The 23,260-nt window shown below is 67.9% G+C and carries 20 protein-coding genes and 3 pseudogenes; 11 read left to right on the top strand and 12 right to left on the bottom strand.

All coding sequences use genetic code 11. The features are described from left to right. Nucleotides 1–154 (bottom strand): annotated as a pseudogene (locus tag LDL49_RS59815) (IS256 family transposase); the annotation flags it as partial. Nucleotides 155–326: 172 nt separating this feature from the next. Here LDL49_RS59815 and LDL49_RS42565 point away from each other — a divergent pair. Then, nucleotides 327–491, top strand: coding sequence for a hypothetical protein (locus LDL49_RS42565; RefSeq protein ID WP_225300518.1), 165 nt, complete (start codon nucleotides 327–329; stop codon nucleotides 489–491). Nucleotides 492–645: 154 nt separating this feature from the next. On the opposite strand, the gene LDL49_RS42560 is transcribed toward LDL49_RS42565, so the two are convergent. Then, nucleotides 646–1,017, bottom strand: a complete 372-nt coding sequence (locus LDL49_RS42560; RefSeq protein ID WP_225300517.1) for a hypothetical protein — start codon at nucleotides 1,015–1,017, stop codon at nucleotides 646–648. 550 nt (nucleotides 1,018–1,567) lie between these two features. On the opposite strand from LDL49_RS42560, the gene LDL49_RS42555 reads away from it, so the two are divergent. After that, a complete protein-coding gene (locus LDL49_RS42555; RefSeq protein ID WP_225300515.1) occupies nucleotides 1,568–2,047 on the top strand; it encodes a ribbon-helix-helix domain-containing protein in 480 nt (159 codons plus the stop codon). A 1,158-nt stretch (nucleotides 2,048–3,205) separates the two neighbouring features. On the opposite strand, the gene LDL49_RS42550 is transcribed toward LDL49_RS42555, so the two are convergent. Next, complete coding sequence (locus LDL49_RS42550; protein ID WP_225300513.1) at nucleotides 3,206–3,562, bottom strand: hypothetical protein; 357 nt, start codon at nucleotides 3,560–3,562, stop codon at nucleotides 3,206–3,208. A gap of 628 nt (nucleotides 3,563–4,190) precedes the next feature. Here LDL49_RS42550 and LDL49_RS42545 point away from each other — a divergent pair. Continuing rightward, nucleotides 4,191–4,469, top strand: coding sequence for a ribbon-helix-helix domain-containing protein (locus LDL49_RS42545; protein WP_225300511.1), 279 nt, complete (start codon nucleotides 4,191–4,193; stop codon nucleotides 4,467–4,469). A gap of 146 nt (nucleotides 4,470–4,615) precedes the next feature. Here the strand turns inward: LDL49_RS42545 and LDL49_RS42540 are convergent. Next, a pseudogene (locus LDL49_RS42540) lies at nucleotides 4,616–4,940 on the bottom strand (integrase core domain-containing protein); the annotation flags it as partial. A 759-nt stretch (nucleotides 4,941–5,699) separates the two neighbouring features. Here LDL49_RS42540 and LDL49_RS42535 point away from each other — a divergent pair. From LDL49_RS42535 to LDL49_RS42525, 3 genes and pseudogenes are all read left to right on the top strand, one after another. After that, nucleotides 5,700–6,653: a sensor histidine kinase gene (locus LDL49_RS42535; RefSeq protein WP_225300509.1), complete on the top strand. Its 954-nt coding sequence runs from the start codon at nucleotides 5,700–5,702 to the stop codon at nucleotides 6,651–6,653. Beyond that, nucleotides 6,650–6,922, top strand: a pseudogene (locus tag LDL49_RS42530) (response regulator); the annotation flags it as partial. The gene LDL49_RS42535 and the pseudogene LDL49_RS42530, both read left to right, overlap by 4 nt. A 138-nt stretch (nucleotides 6,923–7,060) precedes the next feature. Then, nucleotides 7,061–8,935: a glycosyltransferase family 39 protein gene (locus LDL49_RS42525; protein WP_225300529.1), complete on the top strand. Its 1,875-nt coding sequence runs from the start codon at nucleotides 7,061–7,063 to the stop codon at nucleotides 8,933–8,935. Between the two features lie 75 nt (nucleotides 8,936–9,010). Here the strand turns inward: LDL49_RS42525 and LDL49_RS42520 are convergent, their stop codons facing one another. Both LDL49_RS42520 and LDL49_RS42515 read right to left on the bottom strand, forming a co-directional pair. After that, nucleotides 9,011–9,610: a TMEM175 family protein gene (locus LDL49_RS42520; protein ID WP_225300507.1), complete on the bottom strand. Its 600-nt coding sequence runs from the start codon at nucleotides 9,608–9,610 to the stop codon at nucleotides 9,011–9,013. A 133-nt stretch (nucleotides 9,611–9,743) separates the two neighbouring features. Continuing rightward, nucleotides 9,744–10,691, bottom strand: coding sequence for a helix-turn-helix domain-containing protein (locus tag LDL49_RS42515; protein ID WP_225300504.1), 948 nt, complete (start codon nucleotides 10,689–10,691; stop codon nucleotides 9,744–9,746). 101 nt (nucleotides 10,692–10,792) lie between these two features. Here LDL49_RS42515 and LDL49_RS42510 point away from each other — a divergent pair, with 101 nt between their 5' ends. Then, entirely contained in the window at nucleotides 10,793–11,836 is a 1,044-nt protein-coding gene (locus LDL49_RS42510; protein WP_225300502.1) for a saccharopine dehydrogenase family protein, read from the top strand. Between the two features lie 29 nt (nucleotides 11,837–11,865). Here the strand turns inward: LDL49_RS42510 and LDL49_RS42505 are convergent, their stop codons facing one another. Both LDL49_RS42505 and LDL49_RS42500 read right to left on the bottom strand, forming a co-directional pair. After that, entirely contained in the window at nucleotides 11,866–12,189 is a 324-nt protein-coding gene (locus LDL49_RS42505) for a hypothetical protein (RefSeq protein WP_225300500.1), read from the bottom strand. Nucleotides 12,190–12,281: 92 nt separating this feature from the next. Beyond that, on the bottom strand, nucleotides 12,282–13,067 hold the full coding sequence (locus tag LDL49_RS42500; protein WP_225300526.1) for a S1C family serine protease: 786 nt from the start codon (nucleotides 13,065–13,067) through the stop codon (nucleotides 12,282–12,284). A 261-nt stretch (nucleotides 13,068–13,328) separates the two neighbouring features. Between LDL49_RS42500 and LDL49_RS42495 the strand changes: the two genes are divergently transcribed. After that, the gene (locus LDL49_RS42495) at nucleotides 13,329–13,757 is read left to right on the top strand and encodes a hypothetical protein (protein WP_225300498.1); all 429 of its coding nucleotides are present in this window, start codon (nucleotides 13,329–13,331) and stop codon (nucleotides 13,755–13,757) included. Here the strand turns inward: LDL49_RS42495 and LDL49_RS42490 are convergent. Next, nucleotides 13,735–14,922 carry an MFS transporter gene (locus tag LDL49_RS42490; RefSeq protein WP_225300496.1) on the bottom strand — a complete coding sequence of 396 codons (1,188 nt, stop codon included), beginning with the start codon at nucleotides 14,920–14,922 and terminating at the stop codon, nucleotides 13,735–13,737. The two genes, LDL49_RS42495 and LDL49_RS42490, sit on opposite strands and share 23 nt — an antisense overlap. A gap of 87 nt (nucleotides 14,923–15,009) precedes the next feature. Between LDL49_RS42490 and LDL49_RS42485 the strand changes: the two genes are divergently transcribed. Further along, nucleotides 15,010–15,456, top strand: coding sequence for a winged helix-turn-helix transcriptional regulator (locus LDL49_RS42485; RefSeq protein WP_225300495.1), 447 nt, complete (start codon nucleotides 15,010–15,012; stop codon nucleotides 15,454–15,456). Between the two features lie 28 nt (nucleotides 15,457–15,484). Here LDL49_RS42485 and LDL49_RS42480 read toward each other — a convergent pair whose 3' ends face one another. Continuing rightward, nucleotides 15,485–17,071 carry a serine/threonine-protein kinase gene (locus LDL49_RS42480; protein ID WP_225300493.1) on the bottom strand — a complete coding sequence of 529 codons (1,587 nt, stop codon included), beginning with the start codon at nucleotides 17,069–17,071 and terminating at the stop codon, nucleotides 15,485–15,487. Beyond that, nucleotides 17,068–18,855, bottom strand: a complete 1,788-nt coding sequence (locus LDL49_RS42475; RefSeq protein ID WP_225300492.1) for a serine/threonine-protein kinase — start codon at nucleotides 18,853–18,855, stop codon at nucleotides 17,068–17,070. Before LDL49_RS42475 ends, LDL49_RS42480 begins: the two co-directional genes overlap by 4 nt. A gap of 226 nt (nucleotides 18,856–19,081) precedes the next feature. Between LDL49_RS42475 and LDL49_RS42470 the strand changes: the two genes are divergently transcribed. Then, on the top strand, nucleotides 19,082–20,548 hold the full coding sequence (locus LDL49_RS42470; RefSeq protein ID WP_225300489.1) for an MDR family MFS transporter: 1,467 nt from the start codon (nucleotides 19,082–19,084) through the stop codon (nucleotides 20,546–20,548). 37 nt (nucleotides 20,549–20,585) lie between these two features. Here LDL49_RS42470 and LDL49_RS42465 read toward each other — a convergent pair whose 3' ends face one another. Continuing rightward, complete coding sequence (locus LDL49_RS42465) at nucleotides 20,586–20,873, bottom strand: phosphopantetheine-binding protein (protein ID WP_225300488.1); 288 nt, start codon at nucleotides 20,871–20,873, stop codon at nucleotides 20,586–20,588. 167 nt (nucleotides 20,874–21,040) lie between these two features. Here LDL49_RS42465 and LDL49_RS42460 point away from each other — a divergent pair, with 167 nt between their 5' ends. After that, on the top strand, nucleotides 21,041–23,257 hold the full coding sequence (locus tag LDL49_RS42460; protein WP_225300486.1) for a lantibiotic dehydratase: 2,217 nt from the start codon (nucleotides 21,041–21,043) through the stop codon (nucleotides 23,255–23,257). Nucleotides 23,258–23,260 lie beyond the last annotated feature (3 nt).

Here is a 23,260-nt window from a genome sequence, read left to right as displayed (position 1 = left end):
AGGCGTCCACCTCGGCCTCCACAGCGGTCTGGATGATCAGGCGGGCACCGAGACGGGCGACGTCTTCGATGACCTCCACCAGGTCACGGCCTTCGGTGAACAAGGCGTCGATCTCGGCGCGAATGGCCTGAACGGGCGGTAGTGTGCGTGCCACGAGCGTAGGTCCTTGCGTAGTGCGAACTTTGGTCGGTTCAGCACGGCAACCTACGCTCGTTCACTTTTACACCGCATCTCGGACGCGACCGTGCCGCCTGGCGTGGACGCCCTGCTCGAGCCCTTGCTGGATGAGTGGCCCCACCGACACTACGCTGTTCGACCGTTGGCGGATGGCCACTGCACTGCTGGATGCCGATGTGCCGCTGACTGATGTCCAGGAGTTGCTCGGGCACGCCGTCCCGATGCCCACGCACCGCTACCGCCGCGGCTCCAAAATGCTCGACGCGCACGCGGCGTACCGGATGATGGCCACCCTTCTCGCCGAACTGGCCTGACCACCACTCCCGACCCAGTCGAGACCCACCCTGCCCAAGCTGCCCGGGCTCGTGAGGCGGGCGACGTCGGCCCGGTGGTCGGTGGCCGGGCACGGTAAAGCCCGTCCTGGCCATCCGGGGCTGGGGGAGGCCGGATGACCAGGACGGGCTTCACTTAGCGAGTGGGCGTCCCTCCCGCTCCGCGCCCGTGATCGCACGATCGCTTCGCCGGCAGGTCGGCGAAGCGGTTGATGATCCACATCCCGCAACCGAGGACCATGCAGAACGTGATCACCGCAGCCATGACAGTGATCCAGCCAGGGGCCGAAACAGCGATCCCCAGGGCCGCGTAGGCCCCGGGGATCGTCAGGCCGGGGACAGTGATCATGACCATCGCCGGGGCGATCCCGCTCGGGGACCACGCTGGCGCGGACGCGTCGATCTGCTTACCGGCGAGGGTGACCTTGAAGTTGACCTTTTCCCGGCCCTCCAGGAGGTCGGCGTGGGAGCTGGGGTCGCCTTCGGTTTTCGTCAGGTCGGTGACCACGGGTTTCTTCACGTAGGTAGACGCTTTCTCGCTTCGAGCCATGAGGCGGGGAGTCTGGGGCGTGCATGCCCTCGGCGAGCCGGGGGTGGTGCGTGACCCGGGCGAAGAGCCGGGGTGTTCCAAGAGCGTCAGCTTGCTATGCGTCAACCTACCACCATGCTCACACCCCATCCAGTCAAGGTATGAGTGAAGCGCGTATAACACGCTGACGGCGGGCATATAGTAACAGGTAGATAGTCTATAAAGAGCTTGACTATGGCTGGTGAAGTGTCATACGGTCAACCCGCTGCACACGCCAACCAGCTGAGGGGGTGATCAGAATCTTGAGAGAGCCGATCGACTCGATGGTCTCGATGTGGAGACGCTTATCGCTCTTACGCCGGGGGCGTCCCTGCCCCCTCGAATGTGCGCGGCCGCTGCCACTTGTCCTGTGCGAGTCCGATCTCCATCAGGAGGGGGGCGGGGAACGACTACCCCGTCCCCCGCCAGTTGAGTCCCGGCATCGCTATCGGAAGGAGGTCAGGGTCGCCCCGCTTGACGCTGCCCCTGCGTGACCATTGGGGACTTCGCCAGTTCGGAGCGGATTCCTGAACACGAAGGATGTTTTGCCCAATCGCCGCCATGGCTGGCGCAGCCCCGCGACTGGCACGGGGCTTTGGAAGGGACATCGAAAAGCTCGGGTCGGGACAGCCATCCCAGGCCCGTTTTAGCCATGTCTCCCGTGTCTTCGACGTTGCGTGAGGAATCCCAAGATATGCCTGGTAAATCGCCTGGAATCGGCACCGCGAACATCAACCCCCCGGCCGCCATCCGGGGTAACGGTCCACTTGAGCGCGTCACCGTCAACCTCAACGAACGATCCTCGCGAGCCCTGGAAGAGGTTGTAACCCTACGCGGTGACACCAAGACCGACGCCATCAACCGGGCCCTGCAGATGTACAGCCTCATCGAGCACATCCTTCACGGCGGAGGGAAGATTTACGTGCAGGAGGCCGACCAGACTGAACTGGAACAAGTGAGGTTCTTCTAGGAGAAGGGTCTCAACAGAAACACCCATGCGCGTGGCTTACCCGTCTCCAGTCGTCTAGGCCCAGGTTGCCTAGCCTGGGGGCCACGTAAGTCGACATTGAGCACTTGGCCGGCCTGGCGGCCAGCTCAACTCGTGCAGCTGTTCTCCGCCGAGGTCGCTCAATCTGGAAGCGACATCGGCTTCCAGGCCGAGTGAGCGAGCGCGTGCCTCGTGTCTGCTGGGCCAGCGAGTTGTCCTCGAGTCCCGCACCCCGAAAGAGCGTCGACGCTGACACCCAACTCGAGGTCGTCAGACCGAACGCACCTATGCCGCTGGCGGGGACGCTGATCACCACCACCGTGGCTGGCGCGCCACCCACGCGACGACATCGCCGCCAGCCGCGTCGAAACCCTGCAACCCGGGTTATCACCTGCACCAACGCGACCTGCCGCAGGTGTTTGGGAACTCGCCGCGGACCCCGCTGCAGCCCACCAGGGCGTACGCAGAAACTCCATTGCTCTTGACCATGCCAGCCCCCGTGGACGCAACCATCCCCCATCATTGCGGCGTCCTGCTGGCGGACGAGCCTCCCCCTTTTCGTGAGCAAGAGCTTCGGGACATCGGGCCGTCTCTTCCTTAGCCAACAGCGCCACCAAGGCCGTGCACGTACCTAATGATCTTGGGCAGCCATTTGGCCCCCAACCATAGACTGCTGTAGACATCGGCAGCGGCTGTAGATAGTTACAACGCGCACACCGGGGGTCCACGCCGTACACCTACCATCCGGTAGCGAACAGTTTGCGGACCGACCACCCATCCCCCGACCTTCCTTTCGTCGACGATCAGCACGTCCCCTGTGACCCACGCCGCAGCGATCGAAAACATCGGCCGCCGCAAGGGCAAGGTTATGTGGGGATGCGAAGACCGCTGCCGACGACGGCGTCCCCCAAGCAACTGAGCGTGAAGCGCCCAGGCCAGGACGGGGAACCAGTCCGGATAGCGAAGAGGGACTGGCCCTCTTCGACAATTCGTGATGCCGGCCAGAAAGGGGTATGGAGGTGGCTGCGGACCTTTGGCTTGGTAAGTCTCCGACCATGGCTAAACCTCGTCCTGGCCAGCCGAGCTCAAGGGACCGGCTGGCCAGGACGAGGCTCACCCCGCGCGCGGATCTTCGGGACGTCATGAGTCGCGGGAATTCTTCTTGAGGGCGTCGGCGAGGCGGTTGATGATCCACATTCCCGACCCGACAATCACGCAGAATGAGATGAGGGCCGCAGTCACGGTGACCCATCCCGGCGCGAGCACAAGAACTCCCAGGCCGGCGAAGGCGCTGGGGATCATGACGCTGGACAGAACAATCCTGGTGATCACGGGGGCGATTCCGCTCGGCAACCAGGTCGGGGCGGTGGCGTTGATCCGCTTGCCGTCCGAGAGGATGACCTCAAAGGTGACGTCCTCCCGCTCCTCAAGCAGGTCAGCCTTAGAGGTGGGATTGCCTTCGATCTTGGTCAGGTCGGTAACCACTGGCTTCTTCACGTGGCTGAACACTTTCTCGCTCGGCCTAGATGTAGGAAACCCGCCGGGCCGGGCCCGGCGGGATGGTGCGTGCCCCAGCCTGATGTCCGGGGGTAGTCCAGTGGCCCCGGACGAGCCGGGGGTCTTACGGCGTTTGAGTGCTATGGGCCAAAGTATCACCCGCTACGGTTCAAGGACACACACCGTATGGTCGATACGCTGATTATGCGCGTATACTAACAGGTACATGTTCTGCAAGCAGCTTGACTCCAGGCAGCTCACTATCGTACGGTCAACCCTGCAGAACAGATATCCGCAGGTCACATGCATAGGGGGATGGAGATGGACAGGCATCGCCTACCAATCACCCTTCCCTGTGGTCCACTACCTGTCAGGCTTACCGTGCCGACGTTGCTCTTGCCGCAGCGCAGCAAAACCTGCCGACAGCAAAGGGGGCGATTAGCACGCCCTCCGCCGACATCGCTATGGCACCGCCGTCCCCCTCGACGCTGTGGACCGACCATAGCCGTCACCTCTGATAGTGCCTCGCTTGCTTGCGAGGCAAGGAAAGACATCGACGAGTACGGGCAGGGATTGCATCCCTTGGCCCGTTTTAGCCATGTCTCGTGCGGGAGGATCCCGGAAGACTATGTCCGCGAAAGTGCGTGGAATTGAAGCAGCCAGCCCCACGAAGAGCCCACCCACCGGTCGAGGCAGTGGGCCCCTTGAGCGCGTCACCGTCAACCTCAACGAACGGTCCTCGCGAGCCCTGGAAGAGGTTGTAAACCTACGCGGTGACACCAAGACCGACGCCATCAACCGGGCCCTGCAGATGTACAGCCTGATCGAACATATCCTCCAAAGCGGAGGAAAGGTATATGTGCAGGAAGCCGGTCAAACCGAACTCGAACGTGTGAGGTTCTTCTAAGGGGCATGCCCCTTAGAAGAACCATGCAGCACGTCCTGCTCCCCCAGAGCCAGGCTCCAGGTGGCCTGATCTGGAGGACTGCAGGATCTCCTTGAACGCCCTGGCCGACCTGGCGGCTATGTTCAAGATCTCCCCGCTGTACATCCTCAGCCCCGCATTGGGGCGTCGAACCCCGGTCTCCTTGCTCCCTGGCCGCAATTACCTGGCGGAACTGGTTGAGCTGGCGGGACTGTGAGGTTGGCTGGATGCCCTTCGGACAAGTGCCGTCTGACCATGTTGTATCGGGTGATCCAGCGGAACACGGCCTGGCTGGCAGTTCGGGCGTCGGGCCAGCGGTGCGCGCTCTGAAGCATCTCGCGTTTGAGGGCCGCATTAGACGGCTCGGCCGCTGCGTTGTCGGCGCTGGTGCCGACCGCGCGAGCGGGTAACTCCGAGGCGGCGGCACGCCCGTACGAAGTATCGCGAGCAGTACAGGTGTCGTTGTAACACTGCCTGTCAGGAGCATAGATACTCGTTGGAGTCCCTCGGCGGAGTTCGCCAGATGCGGCGCGGATGGACTCGATCAACTGACGGGCTAACTCGGCGTCGCGACGTCGCCGGTACGGCAGAAGAACAGCAGGCTGGGCGCGTGATCGGCGAAAGGGGAGGCCCACGCGGAGCGGCCCAGCTCGGCCAGCATCAGCCCCGTTGAACAGGCCGAAGCCGTCGACCGGACAATCCAGGACGGTAGCACCGGTCAGGTAACTCGGAAGGTGTAAGTACTCCTGCGGCCCGAAAGCGCCGCCGCGGTCACCGATCTGCGCCAGCACACCGCGCCGCCGGGCGGAGTCGACGTTCCGGGACCTTGGTCGCAGGCCAGCATCGTCTGCCCTCGTCGAACCCCGACCCGGCCGTACTGCGGTCGCAGTAGAGCCGATGGGTACCACGGGATGAGGGAATTCGCCCAGGTCAGACCTACTGTTTAGGGGTGCGTACCGTGACCTGGCTGCGACGGGAGCTCCTTTCCCTCCCCTATGTGGCCGACACGATCCTGGCCGTGTGCGTGTATGCGATAACGCTGCTGGCGCCCGGCCCGCCCCCGCCGTCTGGGGCGGAGTGGCGCGGCCAAATGCAGCCCCTCACTGCTTACGACATAGCGCTAGCTTCGGTCGTCTGTGCGCTCTGGTCTTCCGGCAGCGGTTGCCCCGGGCCGTTCTCGCCGTCACGGTCGCCGGGTTCGTCGTCTACGCCGTGATCGACGGCGGGCGGAGTCTGTTGAACCTGAGGTCGGCGATCGCGGTGTACACGGTGGCCTCGCGAGTCCCGCGCCGGCACGCGTGGGCCTACGGAGGGCTTGCCGCGCTCGTGGTTACCGTGGCCAGGGTGGTGTTCAGCGGAAGTGCGTGGCTGACGCCCGAAATGCTGGCGCCGATCGCGTCGATCGGTATGGCCACCGCCGTCGGGGATTCGCTGCGTAGCCGCCGGGCCTATGTGGCAGCCATCGAGGAGCGGGCGCGCAGGGCCGAGGAGACGCGTGAGGAGGAGGCCGAGCGGCGGGTGATGGAGGAACGGCTGTACATCGCTCGCGAATTGCATGACGTTCTCGCTCACCACATCGCGCTGATCAACGTACAGGCGCAGGTTGCCGCGCATTTGCTGGCGACCGAACCTGAGCAGGCCCGTACGGCGCTGGGCCATGTCCGTGAAGCGGGCAAGGAGGCGCTGGACGAGTTGCGGACGACAGTGGGGCTGCTGCGGCGGCCGGGTAGCCGCGAGGAGCTGCTGACCGAGCCCGCGCCGGGGCTGGATCGGCTGCCGGAGCTGGTCGACTCCTTCACTGCGGCCGGGCTGGAGCTGGGTTGGCTCATCTACGGAGATCCGAGGCCGTTGCCCGCTCCTGTGGACCTTGCCGCGTTTCGGATCGTTCAGGAGGCGCTGACCAACGTGAGCAAGCACGCGCCGCGGGCGACCGCGACCGTGCGGATCGACTATGCCGCCGACGGTGTGATCGTCGATGTGGCCGACGACGGTCGGAGTGAAGCGGGTGGGGTCTCGTCCGGGAACGGGACCGGGACCGGTCACGGGCTGATTGGTATGCGGGAGCGGGCCCTGTCGGTCGATGGGACCTTCCTCGCTGGACCCGTGGACGGCGGTGGGTTTCGGGTGCACGCCGTGCTCCCCGTCTCAAGGAAGAACAGGCCATGACCGTCAAAGTGCTGTTGGCCGACGACCAGGCGCTGGTCCGTGCCGGGTTTCGGGTGCTGATCGACTCGGCTCCCGACCTGACGGTGGTCGGCGAGGCCGCCAACGGTCATGACGCCGTACGGCTGGCGCGGGAGACCTTGGCCGACGTGGTGCTGATGGACGTTCGCATGCCTGGAATGGATGGTCTGGCTGCTACGAGGGAGATCACCTGTGATGAGGCCACGGCAGGGGTCCGGGTGCTGGTCCTGACTACGTTCGAGATCGACGAGACTCCGCCATCCACCCCCCGCGCGCTCCCCAGACGGGCGGCGCTCGCGGTGATCCTGCTCCTGGCCGCCGGACTGTACGGCTGGGCGCTGGGTTCCCTCGGCTGGGGCAACAGCTATTACTCCGCCGCCGTGAAGTCGATGGGCCAGAGCTGGACGAACTTCCTGTTCGGCGCGTACGACCCGGCGGGTGTGATCACCGTCGACAAGCCGCCGGCGGCGCTGTGGCCGCAGGTGCTCAGCACCAAGATGTTCGGCCTGCACGGCTGGGCGATGATTCTGCCCCAGGTGCTGGAGGGCGTCGCCACGGTGTTCCTCCTGCACCGGACCGTACGCCTGTGGGCAGGTGAGGCGGCGGGGCTGCTGGCCGCGCTGGTTCTGACGTTGACGCCGATCACCGTGGCGATCAACCGCGACAACAACCCTGACACCCTGCTGGTGCTGACGCTGGTGGCGGCTGCGTACGCGCTGACCCGCGCCATGCGGACAACCTCCGGACTGAGGTGGTTCGGTGGGGCCGGGTTCCTGATCGGCCTCGGCTTCATGACCAAGATGCTGGCCGCCTGGATGGTGATCCCGGCGTTCGCGGCGGCCTGGCTGGTCGGCGCGCGCGGCCCGTGGCTCGGGCGGCTTGGCAAGCTGCTGATCGGCGGCGTCGTTCTCGTGGTGTCCTCTCTGTGGTGGGTCGCGATGGTCGCGCTCTGGCCGGGGAGCCGTCCGTACATCGGCGGCAGCGCCGACGGTAGCGCCTGGGACCTGGTGATCGGCTACAACGGCCTCGGCCGGATCTTCGGTGGTGAGGGCGGGTTCAGCATCTCCTTCGGTGGAGCGGCCGGCCTGGGACGGCTCTTCAACGATCAGGTCGGCGGGCAGGTCAGCTGGCTGCTGCCGTTGTGCGGGGTGGCGCTGGTGCTGGTCCTGGCCGTCGCCGTACTGCGCTGGCGCGGCATCACAATGCCCGGTGAGCCGCTCGCCGCGGCCGGGTGGGTGCTGTGGGGAACCTGGCTGGTGCTCTGCGGTCTGGTGTTCGCCACTCAGAAGGGGATTTTCCACCCGTACTACACGACTCAGCTGGCCCCTGCGGTCGCCGCCGTCACCGCCGGCTTCGCCACGACGCTGGCCCGCGCCCACCGGGCGGGGGCTCGCTGGGCACTCCCGCTGGGAGCCGGGGCCGTCGCGGTGACCACGGCCTGGGCCTATGTCGTGATCGCGCGGGTCCCGTCCTGGAACGGTTGGGTGGCGTGGCTTGTAGGCGCGGCCGGAATGGCGGCGATCGTCCTGCTGCTGCCCGCAGGTCGGCGACGACGGCTGCCCGCCGCCTTCGGTGTCGCGGTCCTGGCGGTGCTTTCGGCGCCTGCGGCCTGGGCGATCAGCGTCCCCGGCTCCACGTCGATGATGGGCGGCGCCAACCCCACCGCGGGGCCCCCGACCATGCCCTTCGGGCGCGGGGCAGGCGGAGGCGGCCCGGCTCCGGGCGGCTTCGAACTCCCAGAAGGAATGCAACTCCCACCAGGCATGAAGCTCCCGGAAGGCATGGAACTCCCCGAAGGATTTCCTGGGGGACTTCCCGGCGGGAACAGTGGCATGCCACCCGGGCTCTTCGGAGGCGGCGCCGAGCTCGCCCCCGACCAGCGCAAGATCCTGGACTATGCCGTCAAGCAGTCCGGCTCCGCCCGGATCAAACTCGCCGCCGAGGGCGGCGCCATGTTCGCCTCCTCGTTCATCCTTAACAGTGACGCCACCGTCATCGGCATGGGCGGCTTCATCGGCATCGACGACGCCCCGACCCTCCAGCAGCTGAAGGAGTGGACGAGTTCGGGACAACTACGCTTCGTCCTGGGCTCCGGTCGGGGCGGCTTTGGCGCCATGATGGGCGGGGCGAGCACGCAGCGCTCGCAATGGCTGAAAGAGAATTGCACCGAAGTCCCCGGCGCCGCGTATGGGGGAAGTCTCACCGCGAGCAGTCCAATGACGGGAGGCGGCACTACCCTCTACGACTGCGCCGCGAAGCACTGACGCCCGGCGCCGCCCGTACAGCAAGGGCTCAGGGGGGCGGGCTGGCGCAGCGCGGCGACCAGGCGAAACGTGGTGCTACACGGCCTTTCGCCTGGGACGCATGTCGAACATGTAGATGACGAGCAGCAACACGTAGAACACGAGCGCGCCTATCGCGCTGAACGCGCCGATGACGGTCGCGACGAGATAGAGCACCGGCCCCATGCCCCAGCGAAATCGCAACGAGCGAGCCTCCGCCGGGGTGATGTGCCCGCCGAGGTGGCGGTGTCCTAACGAGGCGTACCACCACAGGGCGTTGTAGAAAATGCCGCCGATCACCAGCACGATTCCATAGAAGACGGCGGCCGTCTGAGTGCCGTGTTCGCTGCGCAACGCCTCGGCCATCACGTGCGTGGGGAACGGCAGAAAGGCGACATCCATCAGGAGGAGCACATTGAGGGCCAGCAGCATGCCGTCAGTCCTGTGGATGAAGTGGAACATCCGATGGTGGTTCATCCAGATCATCCCCACCAGCAGGAACGTCACCACGTAGGCGAGGTAGGACGGCCACAGGCCTAGCAGCGCGCCGCCGAGGTCCTCTTCCCAGCCTTCGGGCAGCCGGATCTCGAGCACCAGCAGGGTGATCGCGATGGCGAACACGCCGTCGCTGAACGCCTCCAGGCGCCCGGTGCTCATCACAGAAGAGTCATCACTCACGCCGGGCATAGTAGCGAGGGGACCGAGTTCACGCTGATGAGGATGCTGCCGCCGGCGGCGAAGGCGGCTGCGTCGACTCGTTGGGCGGATGGTCTTGGCAATCTGCTTCGCCTCACGCCCGGAACGTTCGGCGGTAGGCATCCGGCGGTACGCCGATCGCGCGGTGGAAGTGGCGGCGCAGTGTCGTCGCCGTGCCCATGCCCGCCGCCGAGGCGATGGTGTCGACGCTGTCGTCCGTAATCTCCAGCAGCTCCTGCGCGCGGCGGATCCGCTGCGTCAGCAGCCACTGCAGCGGAGTGGTTCCGGTTACCGAGCGGAAGTGGCGGGCCAGGTGGCGCGAGCTCATGTTCGCCTGGCGAGCCAGGTCCTCCACAGTAAGCGGCTGGTCCAGCCGCTGCATCACCCAGGTGAGCAGCTCGGCCAGGGGATGGCCGTCCTGGGCGGGCACCGGTGTGGTGACGAACTGGGCCTGGCCACCGGCCCGGTGGGGCGGCACGACCAGGCGGCGGGCTACCACGTTGGCGATCACCGAGCCGTGGTCGCGGCGGACCAGATGCAGGCACAGGTCCATCGCCGCGGCCTTGCCCGCGGACGTGAGCACGCTGCCGTTGTCGACGTAGAGCACGTCGGGGTCGACCTCCACTCGGGGATAGCGGGCCGCCAGTACGTCGGTGTGGGCCCAGTGGGTGGTCGCGCGCAGCCCGTCCAGCAGGCCGGCGGCGGCGAGCACGAACACGCCCGTACACAGGGAGACCACCCGCGCGCCCGCCTCGTGGGCCGCGCGTACCGCCTCGACCAGATCGGCCGGCGGGTCCTCGTCGACGTTCGCCAAAGCGGGGACGATCACGGTGTCGGCGTGCGCCAGCCGGTCGAGCCCGCAGTCCGGCTCCACCGAGAATCGGCCGACCCGGACGGCGTGCGTGCCGCACACCCGGACGTCGTACCAGGGACCTGGCACGGCGTCCGGGGCGGAGCCGAAGACCTCGTAGGCCAGGGCCAGCTCGAAGTGCAGCATCCCGTCGGTAGCGGCGACCGCGACGGAGCGCGGGAAAGGACTCATGTCGGGAATTGTACGGGTCATGTCGTTTCGGACGCTGGCACCGATGGGGCGATCGAGACAGGATTTCCGCAGCGGATCACTTCGAGTACGAGGGAGCAGACATGGGATCGGGTCGGAACGTGGCGGTGTTCGGCGCTTACGGACACACCGGGCGGTTCGTGGTCGCGGAGTTGCGCGAGCGCGGATACGTACCCCTGCTCCTCGGTCGCGACCAGGACAAGCTGCTGGCGCTGGTGGAGACCCACCCCGGGCTTGAGACGCGGCAGGCGTCGGTCGACGATCCGGCCTCGCTCGACCGCGCGCTGCACGGCGCGGCCGCCGTGATCAACTGCGCCGGGCCGTTCGCCACGACCGCCGCCCCGCTGGTCGAAGCGGCGCTGCGCGCCGGCATCCCGTATGTCGACGTGGCGGCCGAGATCGAGGCGAACGTCGACACGTTCGCGCACTTCGCGGACCGCGCCCGTGAGGCGGGCGCCGTGGTGGTCCCGGCGATGGCCTTCTACGGCGGCCTCGGCGACCTGTTGGTCACCACCGCGATGGGCGACTGGACGGCGGCGGACGAGGCGCACGTCGCCTACGGGCTGAGCAGTTGGCACCCCACAGCCGGAACGCTCGCCGCGGGCGTGGTCTCGGGGCAGCGACGGAGTGGGCGCCGTGTCCGCTACACCGGCGGACAGCTCGAGTACCACGATGACGCTCTGCCGACCCTGGAGTGGCCCTTCCCGGCTCCGCTCGGCCCCCAGAGCGTCATCGGAGAGTTCACCATGGCCGACGTCGTCACCGTTCCCAGCCACCTGGCCGTCCCGGAGGTGCGTACCTACATGACCGCCAAGGCGGCCGCGGACCTGTCCGCTCCCGACGCCTCGGCACCGACCGCCGTCGACGAGCGCGGTCGCTCCGCGCAGACCTTCATTGTCGACGTTCTCGTCTGCTCCGGCGGCGCGGAACGCCGCGTGGTCGCCTCCGGTCAGGACATCTACGCCATCACCGCGCCACTCGCGGTGGAGGCCGTCGAACGCATCCTCACCGGCCGGACGAGGACCACCGGCGTCGTCTCCGCGGGCGCGGTCTTCGACGCCCCGGACTTCCTCCGCGCCCTGTCGGCGCATCTCTCGCTCCATGTCCCGCTCGACGTACGCGGCTGACCCTGCTGGGATCCGGGCCCAGGGTGCCGTCAGCGGGTCGGGGTACGGGGGCGGTTCCACCAGAGGGAGAGAGACAGGGCCGCCGTGATGAAAATGGCGCCGCCAGCGGCGAAGGCGGCGGCTGTGTCGACTCGTTGGTGGATGACGGTGAAGTTACCGGGGAGGGCGTCGAGGGCGTTCTGGAGCTGGTCGGCGTTCTCGGCGCGGTGGTAGGAGCCGCCGGTGGTCTGGGCTATCTGTTTGAGTGCGGGCTCGTCGATGGTGCGGGGGTTGCGGCCCCTGTCGAATCCGCCGCGGCCACCGAAGCCGCTGCCCCAGCCGCCGCCGTCGAACTGGGTGTTGTCGCAGACCATCGGGGTCGGGTTCGTGGTGCCGAAGCCGATGGTGAAGACGCGGACGCGGCGCAGGGCCGCTTCCCGGGCGGCGGTCTGCGGTCGTCTTCCTTCTAGATTTGCGGCCCGTCGCCCGGCGGGCCGTCGCCTTCGGTGCCCAGGGCCAGGCCGATCGGCACCGCGAACGCGATACCGGCGAACGCCTCGTCGCCTCCCGGGTCGGCCATCGAGACGACGATCCCGATGACCAGGCCGCGAGCGTCGAGGAGTGGGCCGCCGGAGCTGCCCGGGTTCACGGAGGCGTCGAACTGGATGAGCCCGCTCAGATCGCCTTTTTCAGCGCTCCGGTTCAGGCCCGACACCACACCGGTGGAGACGCTGTAGGTCAGGCCCAGCGGATTGCCGATCGCCGTGACGGGCGCGCCCACGGCCACGGCGCCGCCGAGTGTCGCCGGGACGACGATCTCCGGCAGTTTCGCGGGTTTGAGGGTCGCGACGTCGCGCTTGGGGTTCGACGAGACGACAGCGGCCTTCGTCTTGGTGCCGTCAGCGAAGGTCACGGTGACGTCCTTATTACTGCCTTTGACGACGTGGTACGCCGTCACAATCGTCCCGTCCTCGGCCGCGATCACCCCGGTTCCGAGCGACTTCCCGGTCTCGATGGCCGCCACCGACGGCCCGACCCTCTTGAAGACCTCGGATGCCGCGAGCGTCGCAGTGGGCGTCGGCGTCGGGCTCGGCACGGGCCTTTCGCTGTTGTTCCCACCGCTGCTTCCCAGCCAGTACGCGAGCAGCGCCACGACGACAAGCGCGCCACCCGCGACGACGAACCGCCGAGCCCTCCCGGCCCCGGCTCCCCGAGTTTCGACCGCATCAGCCTCCTGCGGCGCGCGCTCCATCACCCCATATTCATAAAAATAAGTCGAAAGAGCTATAAAGCCCGCCTTAGAACTCCCTGAGAAACGGTCCTGGTTGGACACCCGGCGATCTTGGATACTTGGCGCATGTCGATGATTTCCAGAGCCTTATTAGGGGTGACGCTCCTCGGTGGCCTGCTCACAGGGTGCGGTGGTAACAGCCCTGCCGCTCCCTCAGAGTCCTCCACACCGACCGGACCGGCCACACCGAGCGCACCGACCACACCGAGCGCACCGACCACATTGACCGCGACGACCGCACTGGCGCGGCCGTTCGCGCTGCCGAAGAGCTGTGACGATCCCCGGATGGTCGCCGCCATGGGCGCGTTGATCAAAGGGAAGAAGTTCAGCAAGCGGTACGACGCCAGCGGCGCGCTGACCTGCTCGTGGGGAAAGAAGATTCCCACGGCCTCGGTGACGGTCGCCCTTCCGTCGGCGCCGCCCAAGTACAAGGACTTCCCTCAGGTCGAGGTCCCCGAACTGACCACTCTCGGGGTCGAAGCGCAATCCGGTGGCACCGAGATCGCCCTTGGCGGCCGGTCCCTGTACAACCAGGCGTTCGTGGTCACGGCCCCGCAGTTCCGGCTCACGGTCGACCAGCTGAGCGAGAAGCGCCGCGACGACGACCTACGCGAGGCCGCCGTCGCCCTCACCACGTGGTTGATGTCGTAGCTACTGTTCGTTTGAGGCGTGCCCGCCTGCTGGTCGCCCAGACGGCCAGCGCGCAGGCCGCGAATCCGGCCCCGAGGAGACTGGAGCCTGCCCAGCCGTGGGCGGTGAAGACGGCGGTGGTCGCGGCCGCACCGAGGGCGGAGCCGAGCGAGTAGAAGACCATGTAGCCGCCGATGACGCTGCTGGTGCGATCCGGATGCGCGGCGGTGAGCAGGTGCTGGTTGCTCACATGCACGGCCTGGACCGCGAAGTCGAGAACCACGATCCCGACGATGAGGAGCCACAGTGACCACGGCAGCTGCGCGATCGCTGCCCACGAGAGAATGAGCAGGGTGAGCGCGAGTCCGGCGACCGGGACCGCCCGTCCTGCGTCCGCCCACCGTCCCGCGCGTGCCGCGCCGAGTGCGCCGGCGAGTCCGGCGATGCCGAACAGTCCGATCTGGCTCTCGCTCAGCCGCCACGGCGTGTCCGCCAGCGGCAGGGCCACCCCGCTCCACAGGGTTCCGAACGATGCGAACAAGAAGAACGCGATGAGCCCGCGTGCCAGGAAGATGCGCTGCCCGAACAGTCCGCCGAGTGAGACGACGGCCCGCCCGTACCCCGTAGGTCGGTTGGGACGCTCCTCTGACGGCAGTACGACGAGGACGAGGGCCGCGAGCCCGAGCGACAGCGCCGCGAGCACGGCATAGACACTCCGCCAGCCCCACACCTCGGCGAGCGTGCCGGTGACGACCCGCGCGCCCAGGATGCCGACCACAACGCCCGAGGTCACGACGCCGATGTTCCGTCCGCGTTCGGCGGGCACCGAGATCGACGCGGCGTAGGCCACCGTGATCTGCACCACGACCGCGAACACCCCAGCCACCGCGAGCCCCACGAACGCCACCCACGCGGCTGACGCCGAGGCCGTCAGGATCATGCCCGCTGCGGTGAGCGCCAGGTGTACGGCGATGAGTCGGCGCCTGTCGACCACATCGCCAAGCGGCACCAGCAGCACCAGCCCCGCCAGATAGCCCAACTGGCTGATGGCGACGATCCACCCCGTGAGCTCTGCCGACAAACCGAGATCGCGTCCCATCGGCTCCAGAACCGGCTGCGCGGCATAGATGCTCGCCACCGCGACACCACACACCACCGCGAGCAGCGACCGCCGCCACACGTCCATCGCACTCCAAACCCAATCAGTAGCAGATTGCAACCAATTTGACCGTACGGCATAATGGTTTCAATCCGCAACCGATCGGGAGGTGTCATGCCGAGCATCACCGACCCCGACTGGACCGACCCCGAGTGCCCCGTCGCCCGCACGCTCGACCTCGTCGGCGACAAGTGGAGCCTGCTCGTCATCCGCGACGCGATGGACGGGGCACGATCGTTCACCGAGTTCCAGCGACGGACCGGCATCGCCCGCAACATCCTCACCGACCGCCTACGGAAGCTCACCGCTCACGGGCTCCTGGCCCAGCGCACCGCGCCATCGGGGCGCCGCCAGGAATACGTGCTCACCGACGTCGGCCGCGACCTCTTCCCGGTCATCCTCACCCTGCGGCAGTGGGGAGAACGCCACGCCTTCGCCCCCGGCGAGACCCACTCCACCCTTGTCGACCAGCACGGCGCCCCTGTGCCGGAAATCGCGCCGACCAGCGCCGACGGCACCCTCCTCGGCACCGACACCACCCACGTGCGGAAGTCCCGATAAAGGCAGACCCTCGGCGTAACATCCCGGCTCAGGATGCGCCAAGCTCCCGGCTGCTCTCGACCCGGAAGGAGCTGCCGTCAGGAACCACGTTGAGCCTGCTCACCGTCCCGTCCGCGTCGAGGCGGAACACCCGGGCGCCCGTCGAGGTGAGCGCTTCCAAAGCGATGGCGCGCGTACCGTTGCCCGACGCCGCCGACAGCAGCGTCGTCGTCCGGCCGGACGGCCACTCCCCTGTCGTCATCTCGGCCGAGTTCGGTTGCGGGTTCTGCGGCCAGACGTGGTCCAGCTTCCACACGGTTCCGACACTGCGCATCTCCATGACCACGCCGCCGAGATGGTAGTCGGAGGTGGAACCCTTGGTCGTGTTGATCTGGCCCCAGACCAGTACGACGACCCGATCAGCCCGTGCGGCGACGATTCCGCTCTCGGATGCCACCGCACGCTGCACGATCTTCTCGTCGCGGATGTGCCGTGCCTGGTCCTGGAGGTGGCCGGTGTACTCCACGCCCGCACGGCCGGTGGTCGCGTCATCCACTGCCCGGAGGTCCTTTGCGAGCGTCTTGTAGCCGTAGCTGTTGATGGTCGCGTAGGCGGTCCGGGCCGTTGCCCCGGCCTCCAGGGCATAGAGCGGCGGCGGCGCAAGGACACCACTACTACCCTTCCCAGGGCTCGCCGGTCTGCCTCCATCGCTGGGCCAGCCTCTCCACATCGCCGTACCGAGTCCGCCCGCGATCAGTACGACCGCCGCCACCGCGACGATCCAGCCCCGCCGCCAGCCACGCGCCGGCGTCGGCGCCTCGGCAGGCTGCAGCGGGGTGCGGTCCACAAGGTGATAGAGGAGGTCCTGGGCGGACGGGCGGAGGGCTGGGTCCTTGGCCAGGCAGGTCTTGAGGATCGCGCGCAGGAAGCCGCCCAGTTCGGTGTCCGTGCCCAGGTCGGGTTCCTGATGGAGGACGCGGTAGACGACGGTCGGCACCGCGTCGTCACCGAAAGGAGGACGGCCTGTCGCGGCGTAGGCGAGCGTCGCGGCCCACGAGAAGACGTCGGCGCTGGGAGCCGGTGGATGTCCGGCCAGCTGCTCGGGCGCGATGAACGCGGGAGTGCCGGTGATGAGGGGATCCGTGGTGGGGCCGCCGACGGCGCGGGCAAGGCCGAAGTCGACGACGCGGGGGCCGTCCGAGCCGATGATCACATTGCGGGGGGACAGGTCGAGGTGGGCGATGCCCGCGCGATGGATCGCGGTCAGCGCGGTGGCGGTGGCGACGGCCAGCCGTTCCAGTGCCCCACCGCGCAGGGGACCCTCGTGCCGGACAAGCTCGGCCAGAGATGGACCGGCGACGTACTCGGTGACGATGTGGGGCGGGTCGGCGGTCAGATCGGCGTCGAGCACCTGCGCCGTACAGAAGCCGGAGACCCTGCGTAGCAGGTCCAGCTCGGCCGCCATGCGATGCCGCGCAGCCTCGTCGGAGATCCGGGGGAGCGCTTTCACGGCGACCTGCCGTCCGTCGTGCCTCGTGGCGAGAAAGACGACGCCCTGGCCGCCCGCGCCGAGCCGGCCGAGCACCCGGTAGCGTCCGATCCTTTCCGGATCGCCCGGGCGGAGGGGCAGGCTCATTTGGTACGCCGCTCGAACATGGATCGATTGTCCTTCGGCGAAGTGACGTCCTCCAGCTTCCATCGCCCGTCGACCCGGCGCAGGTGCAGCCGGTACGCCACGACCTCGTGGTCAGGGGCCTTGGCCGAGTCGCCGAGGTGGATCAAGGTCGCGACATCGGGGCCGTCGAACCGTTCGAAGGCCGTACCGATCTCCCGGTATTGCCAGGTCCACCAGGCGGGAACCTGAGCATCGGGGACCGCGGCCAGCTCTCGCCACCACTGCTCGGCCCGCCCCGTGGTGCAACGATCGAAGAAGTCCGGACGCTCTTCCAGGCGGGGCCCGTTGATGAAGGCCTCGGTCTGGCAGTGGGCGGCATCGGTGACCATCCGCCGTACCTCCGGGGTGGGCCAAGCGGCGCCGGCCGGAGCCGCGGGGCCGGACGGTGTGGTTCGCGCGTAGTCCATCTTCCAGCCCGCGCCTGAGGGGACCATCTCGGCGAACAGCAGGGGATCGTCCGACTGCGCCGTGGTTCCGTTGCGGGTGATGGCGCTGAGTCCGGTGACGATGACCGACACCCGCTCCGGCGACGCCCACATGATTCCCACGGCGGTCGCGCGCGCGGTCTGCTTCGCCTTCGCGGCTACCACCGCGCTCTTGGAATTGGCGGCCAGATGCTGGTAGTCCTGCGCCGCCACCCCGGAGAGGAGTGCCAGCGTACGCCGTTCTGCGGCGTCGTAGTCGGTGTAGTCGAGGGAGTACCACGCCTCGAAGGCCGTCCGTGCCGCCCCCGCCGCCACCTGGGCGTATCCCGGCGGCTCGTTGGTCGTCGCGGACTCTGTGACCCTCGTTGCGGGGGCCTCGACGTTTCCTCTCGCCCACCACAGCGCGCCGCCCGCCAGGACGAGGGCCGTGACGATCGCGCTCGACACTAATATCGTCCGGCGCGCCCATCTCGTTGTTTTTCGTACGGCAGGACGCGGCTCGGTTCGGGTTTGGGGGCCGATGCCGAGATCCATGATGGACAGCGGGAGCTCGGCCGCCGTGGGCCGGTCGGTGGGGTTTTTGGAGAGGCAACGTCCTACCAGGGAGCGGAGATGACCTGGCAGGAAGCCGAGGTCAGGCGGCTCGTTGAGCACGCGATACAGGACAGCGGGGAGCGAGTTGGCCTCGAACGGGGAGCGGCCGGTGGCGGCGTACACCATGGTGGCGCCCCAGGCGAAGATGTCGGCGGCGGGGCCGAACTCCTCGCCCCGGATCTGCTCGGGAGCCATGTAGCGGGGAGTGCCCACTTGGGCGCTGGCGACGGCGGCACCGTCTTGGAGTACGCGGGCGATGCCGAAGTCGATGACGCGTGGACCGTCGCGCCCCAGGAGGACGTTCTGCGGTTTGAAGTCGCGATGGACGATACCCGCCCGGTGAATCGCGATGAGGGCCGTAGCCGTCGCCACCGCGAGCCGGTCGAGCTCGGCTCCGGCGAGAGGCCCGTGTTCGGCGACAAAGGCGTGGAGGGATTGTCCGGCGACGTACTCGCTGACGATGTAAGGCGGGTCGGCCGTCACATCGGCATCGAGGACCTGCGCCGTACAGAAGCTGGAGACGCGCCGCAGAATGGCGAACTCACGCTCGAACAGGCGGCGGGCATCGGAGCCGACCTCGGCGTTGATCACCTTCAACGCCACCTGGGCGCCGTCCGGCGCGTTGGCCAGATAGACGATGCCTTGGCCGCCGGCCCCGAGCCGCCCCGTCAGCGCATAACGTCCGACGTGCTTCGGGTCGCCTGCGAGCAGCCCTTCAACGCTCATCACCGCACAGGGTAATGGCCGTTCAACTCACCGGCCAGAGTGCCGCCGTCATTCCGGGGCGTCGCAGCCATCAGCGGGGAAAACCGGGTGACATTTCGCCTCACTCACCGGAATGCTAGGGCAGGGGCGATGAATTTTGTCGGTGGTGCCGGTCAGTCTTTGCATGACCACAACATCGTGTGAGCCCGATGACCACATCATGTCCGACAACCCTGATAGAGGTGCCGTGTTCAGCCCAGAGCTCGACTCACCCGCCAAACCCGCGACCGCCGCCCCGGGTCGCACCCCGGCCGTGATCCGGCTGCTGGTGCTCGCCACCTTCGTGGTGATCCTCAACGAGACGATCATGATCAATGCGATCCCTCGGCTGATCGACGCGCTGCACATCACCGAGCAGACCGCGCAGTGGCTCTCGACCGCCTTCATGCTGACCATGGCCGCGGTGATCCCGATCACCGGATGGTTCCTGCAGCGGGTGTCCACACGCAGCGTGTACACCACCGCCATGGGCCTGTTCCTCCTTGGCACGGCGTTGGCCGCCGTCGCGCCGTCGTTCGAGGTGCTGCTCGGCGCCCGCATCGTCCAGGCGTCCGGGACGGCGGTGATGATGCCGCTGCTGATGACCACGCTGATGCAGGTGGTGCCCGAGGAGGAGCGTGGCCGGGTGATGGGCAACGTCACCCTGGCCATCTCGGTCGCGCCGGCGATGGGTCCGGCGGTCTCGGGAGTGATCCTGCAATTCGGGTCCTGGCGGCTGCTGTTCGCCGTGGTGCTGCCCATCGCCGCCTTGATCACCTGGGGCGGCCTGAAGCAGCTCAAGAACGTCGGAGAGACCGAGTACAGCACCATCGACTGGTTGAGCGTGGTGACCGCGGCGGCCGGTTTCGGCGGTCTGGTCTACGGGCTCAGCCGGTTCGAGGGCGGTGACGTACGCGTCGCCGCCGCGATCGTGGCGGCCGGTCTGGTCGCCATCGCCGTCTTCGTCGTCCGCCAGCTGTCGTTGCAGAAGCGCGGCACGCCGCTGCTGGACCTGCGTACCCTGCTCCACCGCACCTACACGGTCGCGCTGATCATGATGTCGGTGGCCTTCATGGCGATGCTCGGCTCGATGATCCTGCTGCCGCTGTACCTGCAGAACATCCGCCACCTCACTCCCCTGGAGACCGGACTCCTCGTGATGCCGGGCGGCCTCGCGATGGGGCTGCTCGGTCCGATCGTCGGCCGCCTGTTCGACAAGTACGGCGGCCGGGTGCTGATCGTCCCCGGCGCGATCGGCATCACGCTCGCGCTCACCGGCTTCACCCAGATCACGATGACCATGCCGTTCTGGCAGCTCCTCGGTCTGCACGCGCTGCTGATGGTGGGTCTGGCCGCGACCTTCACCCCGGTGTTCACCATCGGGCTCGGCGCGGTTCCCCCGCCGCTCTACTCCCACGCCAGCTCGATCCTGAGCACGCTGCAGCAGGTCTCCGCGGCCATCGGCACCGCGCTCGTGATCACCGTGATGAGCGCGCGAGCCGACGCCCTGAGGGCCGAGGGCGTCACGGCGGCGCTCGCCAGCCTCGACGGCATGCGGCTGGCCTTCATCATCGGCGCGGTTCTGTCCGTGGCCGTGATCATCACCGCCCTGCTCCTCCCGGCCCGCGCGAACGGTGCCGGCGAGCACGAGGACCGGCCGATGCACCCGGCGTGACGGGCGCGGTGGTGCCCCGCTCTGAGGTCGGTCGCGGCTAGGAGCGGGTGGCGCCGTCCATGGCCTGTTCCACGAGTTCGGCGAGTTGGGTGAGCGTCGGAGCCTCGAAGAGCGGGTCGAGCGGGAGGGAAACACCGAAGGACTCAAGGATCCCGTGGTGAACTCGGGTGATCAGTACAGGATCGCGGTCAAGGGCGAGGAGGTCGTCGTCGAATCCGGCGGCGGCACCGAGCACCTCCCTCAGGATCTCCGTGAGCCGGAAGACGGTCGAGGCGCGGGGGCGAGGTGCCCGGCCTCGGGTCTGACGCGGCCGGCGATCGGTCATGGAGCCCCTTTCTCGGACGGCAGGCTCCTCCCTATTCCAGTCCATCCTTCGTGGTCATCGGGAGTCCGATTTCGGAGAGGTCCACTTTTGGACTACTAGCTCCGAAGGGATGTCCCGTGGCTGAATGACCGTGTCCAACCAACCATCGAACCGACGATAGGCAGGGCATGGCTGAACCCGCCTGGCGGCTGTGGCCGGACATCGTGTTGCGTGGCGCGGGACTGCCGGTCCGGGAACTCCTGCGACTCGCCGACCCGGAGACCGCGGCCCTGGCCCTCGATCCCGACAGCACCGCCGAGCAGATCGAGCTCTCCTGGCAGGCGGGCGCCGAACGCGCCAGCGCGGACCTCCTTGAGATCGCGCGGGGCGACTCCTTCACTGCCGCGCTGCTCTGGCAGAACCCCGAGATGATCGGCCAGTTGATCGGCTGGCTGCTCCGGCATGAGCACCCTTACCTGCACAACCGGGACAGGCGCCGTAAGGAGGCCACGCTCGCCAGGTACGCCCAGCGCTACCACGTCCGCAACGAGACCATCGGCTCGTTCGGGCCCTACGTCTGGTTCCGGTTCGACAGCGGCGGCACATTCGTCCGCGCCGGAGCGCGTCTGGTCTCGAGAAGGTCGGTCCGTTTCGAGGACTGGGCGATCGACGCGCTGGCGGGAGCCCTTTCGGCGGACGCTGCCACGCGCAGCGGGATACCGGCGGCCCGACGCCACGGCGTCGTGGTCAGGGGGCGGCAGGCGCTCCGTCCCGGCGCCCCTCCCCACAGGTTGCCCGCGGCGGACGCGGCCGTTCTCGCCCGCCTCGATGGCATCAAGCTGGCCGTCGACCTGGCCGACGACCTGCGTCGGCGCAACCTGACCGAGATCCGCGGCGAGCACGATGTGCTCGCCGTACTCGAACGGCTGAACGACGCCGGCCTGATCATCTGGAAGTACGACGTACCGCAGGACGCGTGGCCGGAGCGGGCCCTCCAGAATGTCCCCGCGGCGGCGGAGGCTCTGGGCAGGCTCGAAGAGGGCCGCCGTCGGCTCGAACTCGCGGGTGACCGGCCTGAGTCTCTGGCGGCCGCCTTCCAAGCTCTCGACGCCGACCTGGTCGAACTCACCGGCGGACCCGCCGTGCACAGCCGAGACCAACGGCCCATGGGTAGACGCGCGGTGTACGAGGAGTGCGAGCGGGATCTGGAGCTGCGGCTGGGAGCCGACGTCAAGGCCGCGTTGCTGCCCCCCATGCACCTGATGCTGGCCGGCGCGCAGTGGCTGACCTGGCGGTTCGGCTCATGCCTCGAAGCGCTGTTGAGTGAGATCTTCGACCGGACGGCGGCCGGGGCACCCGTGCCGCTCGGGTTGCTGGTCGGTCAGTTCTTCGAGCGTATGGGGGACCACTCCTGGTTCGCGGCGGCGACGGAGGAGTTTCAGGACATCTGGCATGATCTCCTCGCTTTCCAGCCGGGCACCCGGCGCGTCACCAGGCAGTCGTCCGACCTCGCCGACCTCGTCCGCACCCGGTTCGCCGCGCCCCCTCCGACCTGGTACGGCGCGTGTCACCACAGCCCCGACGTGATGATCGCCGCTCGCGGTCCCGAGGACCTGTGCGCGGGCAGGTACGAGTTCGTCCTGGGCGAGCTCCATCCCGCGATGGTCACGGTGGACTCGGTGTCGTTCGCCGAGTTCCATCCCGATCCCCCACGGCTGATGCGGTACGCGGAGCGGGCCCTGGCCAGACACCCGCGGCTCGTACCCGTCTATCCCCGGACGGGAGAGCTGACCGGGCGCGACTACCCCACCCCCGAGCTCTACTCCGATCGCTACTGGTATCTCTCCTTCTCCCCGGGCAACGGCGAGCGGCCGACGCCTCGGGGCCGCCTGCTGGAGCTGTCGAAGCTCATCGCGGAGCGTGATCCCGACCTCGTCGTACGCACGCCCGACGGCGGGCGCCTCACGATGCTCGATGTCTTCGGTGAGCTCGCCCAGGACGCGCTCGGCGGCCTGTTCCGCCCGTTGCGTCCGCTGCCGCACACGCCGCGCGTGACCATCGACCGACTGGTCATGGCGCGGGAGACCTGGCGGGTGCCCGCCGCCGAGATTCCGCACCGCGGATCCGGGGGCGCCGCCTATGCCGCCCTGCGACACTGGGCCGACGCGCACGGGATGCCGCGGTTCGTGTTCTGGCGGGCCGCACCCAGGACGAAGCCGAGATACCTCGACTTCGACAGCCCGCTGTTCGTCAACGACTTCCTCACAGAGGTCCGCAAGGGACGCAAGTCCGGCGGGGTCATCTCCATCACCGAGATGCATCCGGATCCCGCGCACACCTGGCTGCCCGACGCGCAGGGACGTACCCACACCAGCGAACTGCGCCTGGTCTTCAGCCAGAGCTGAGCG

Source organism: Nonomuraea aurantiaca (assembly GCF_020215705.1).
Classification (GTDB): domain Bacteria; phylum Actinomycetota; class Actinomycetes; order Streptosporangiales; family Streptosporangiaceae; genus Nonomuraea; species Nonomuraea aurantiaca.
Note: the sequence above shows the minus strand (reverse complement) of the source record. Positions and strands in the feature narration are given on the sequence as shown.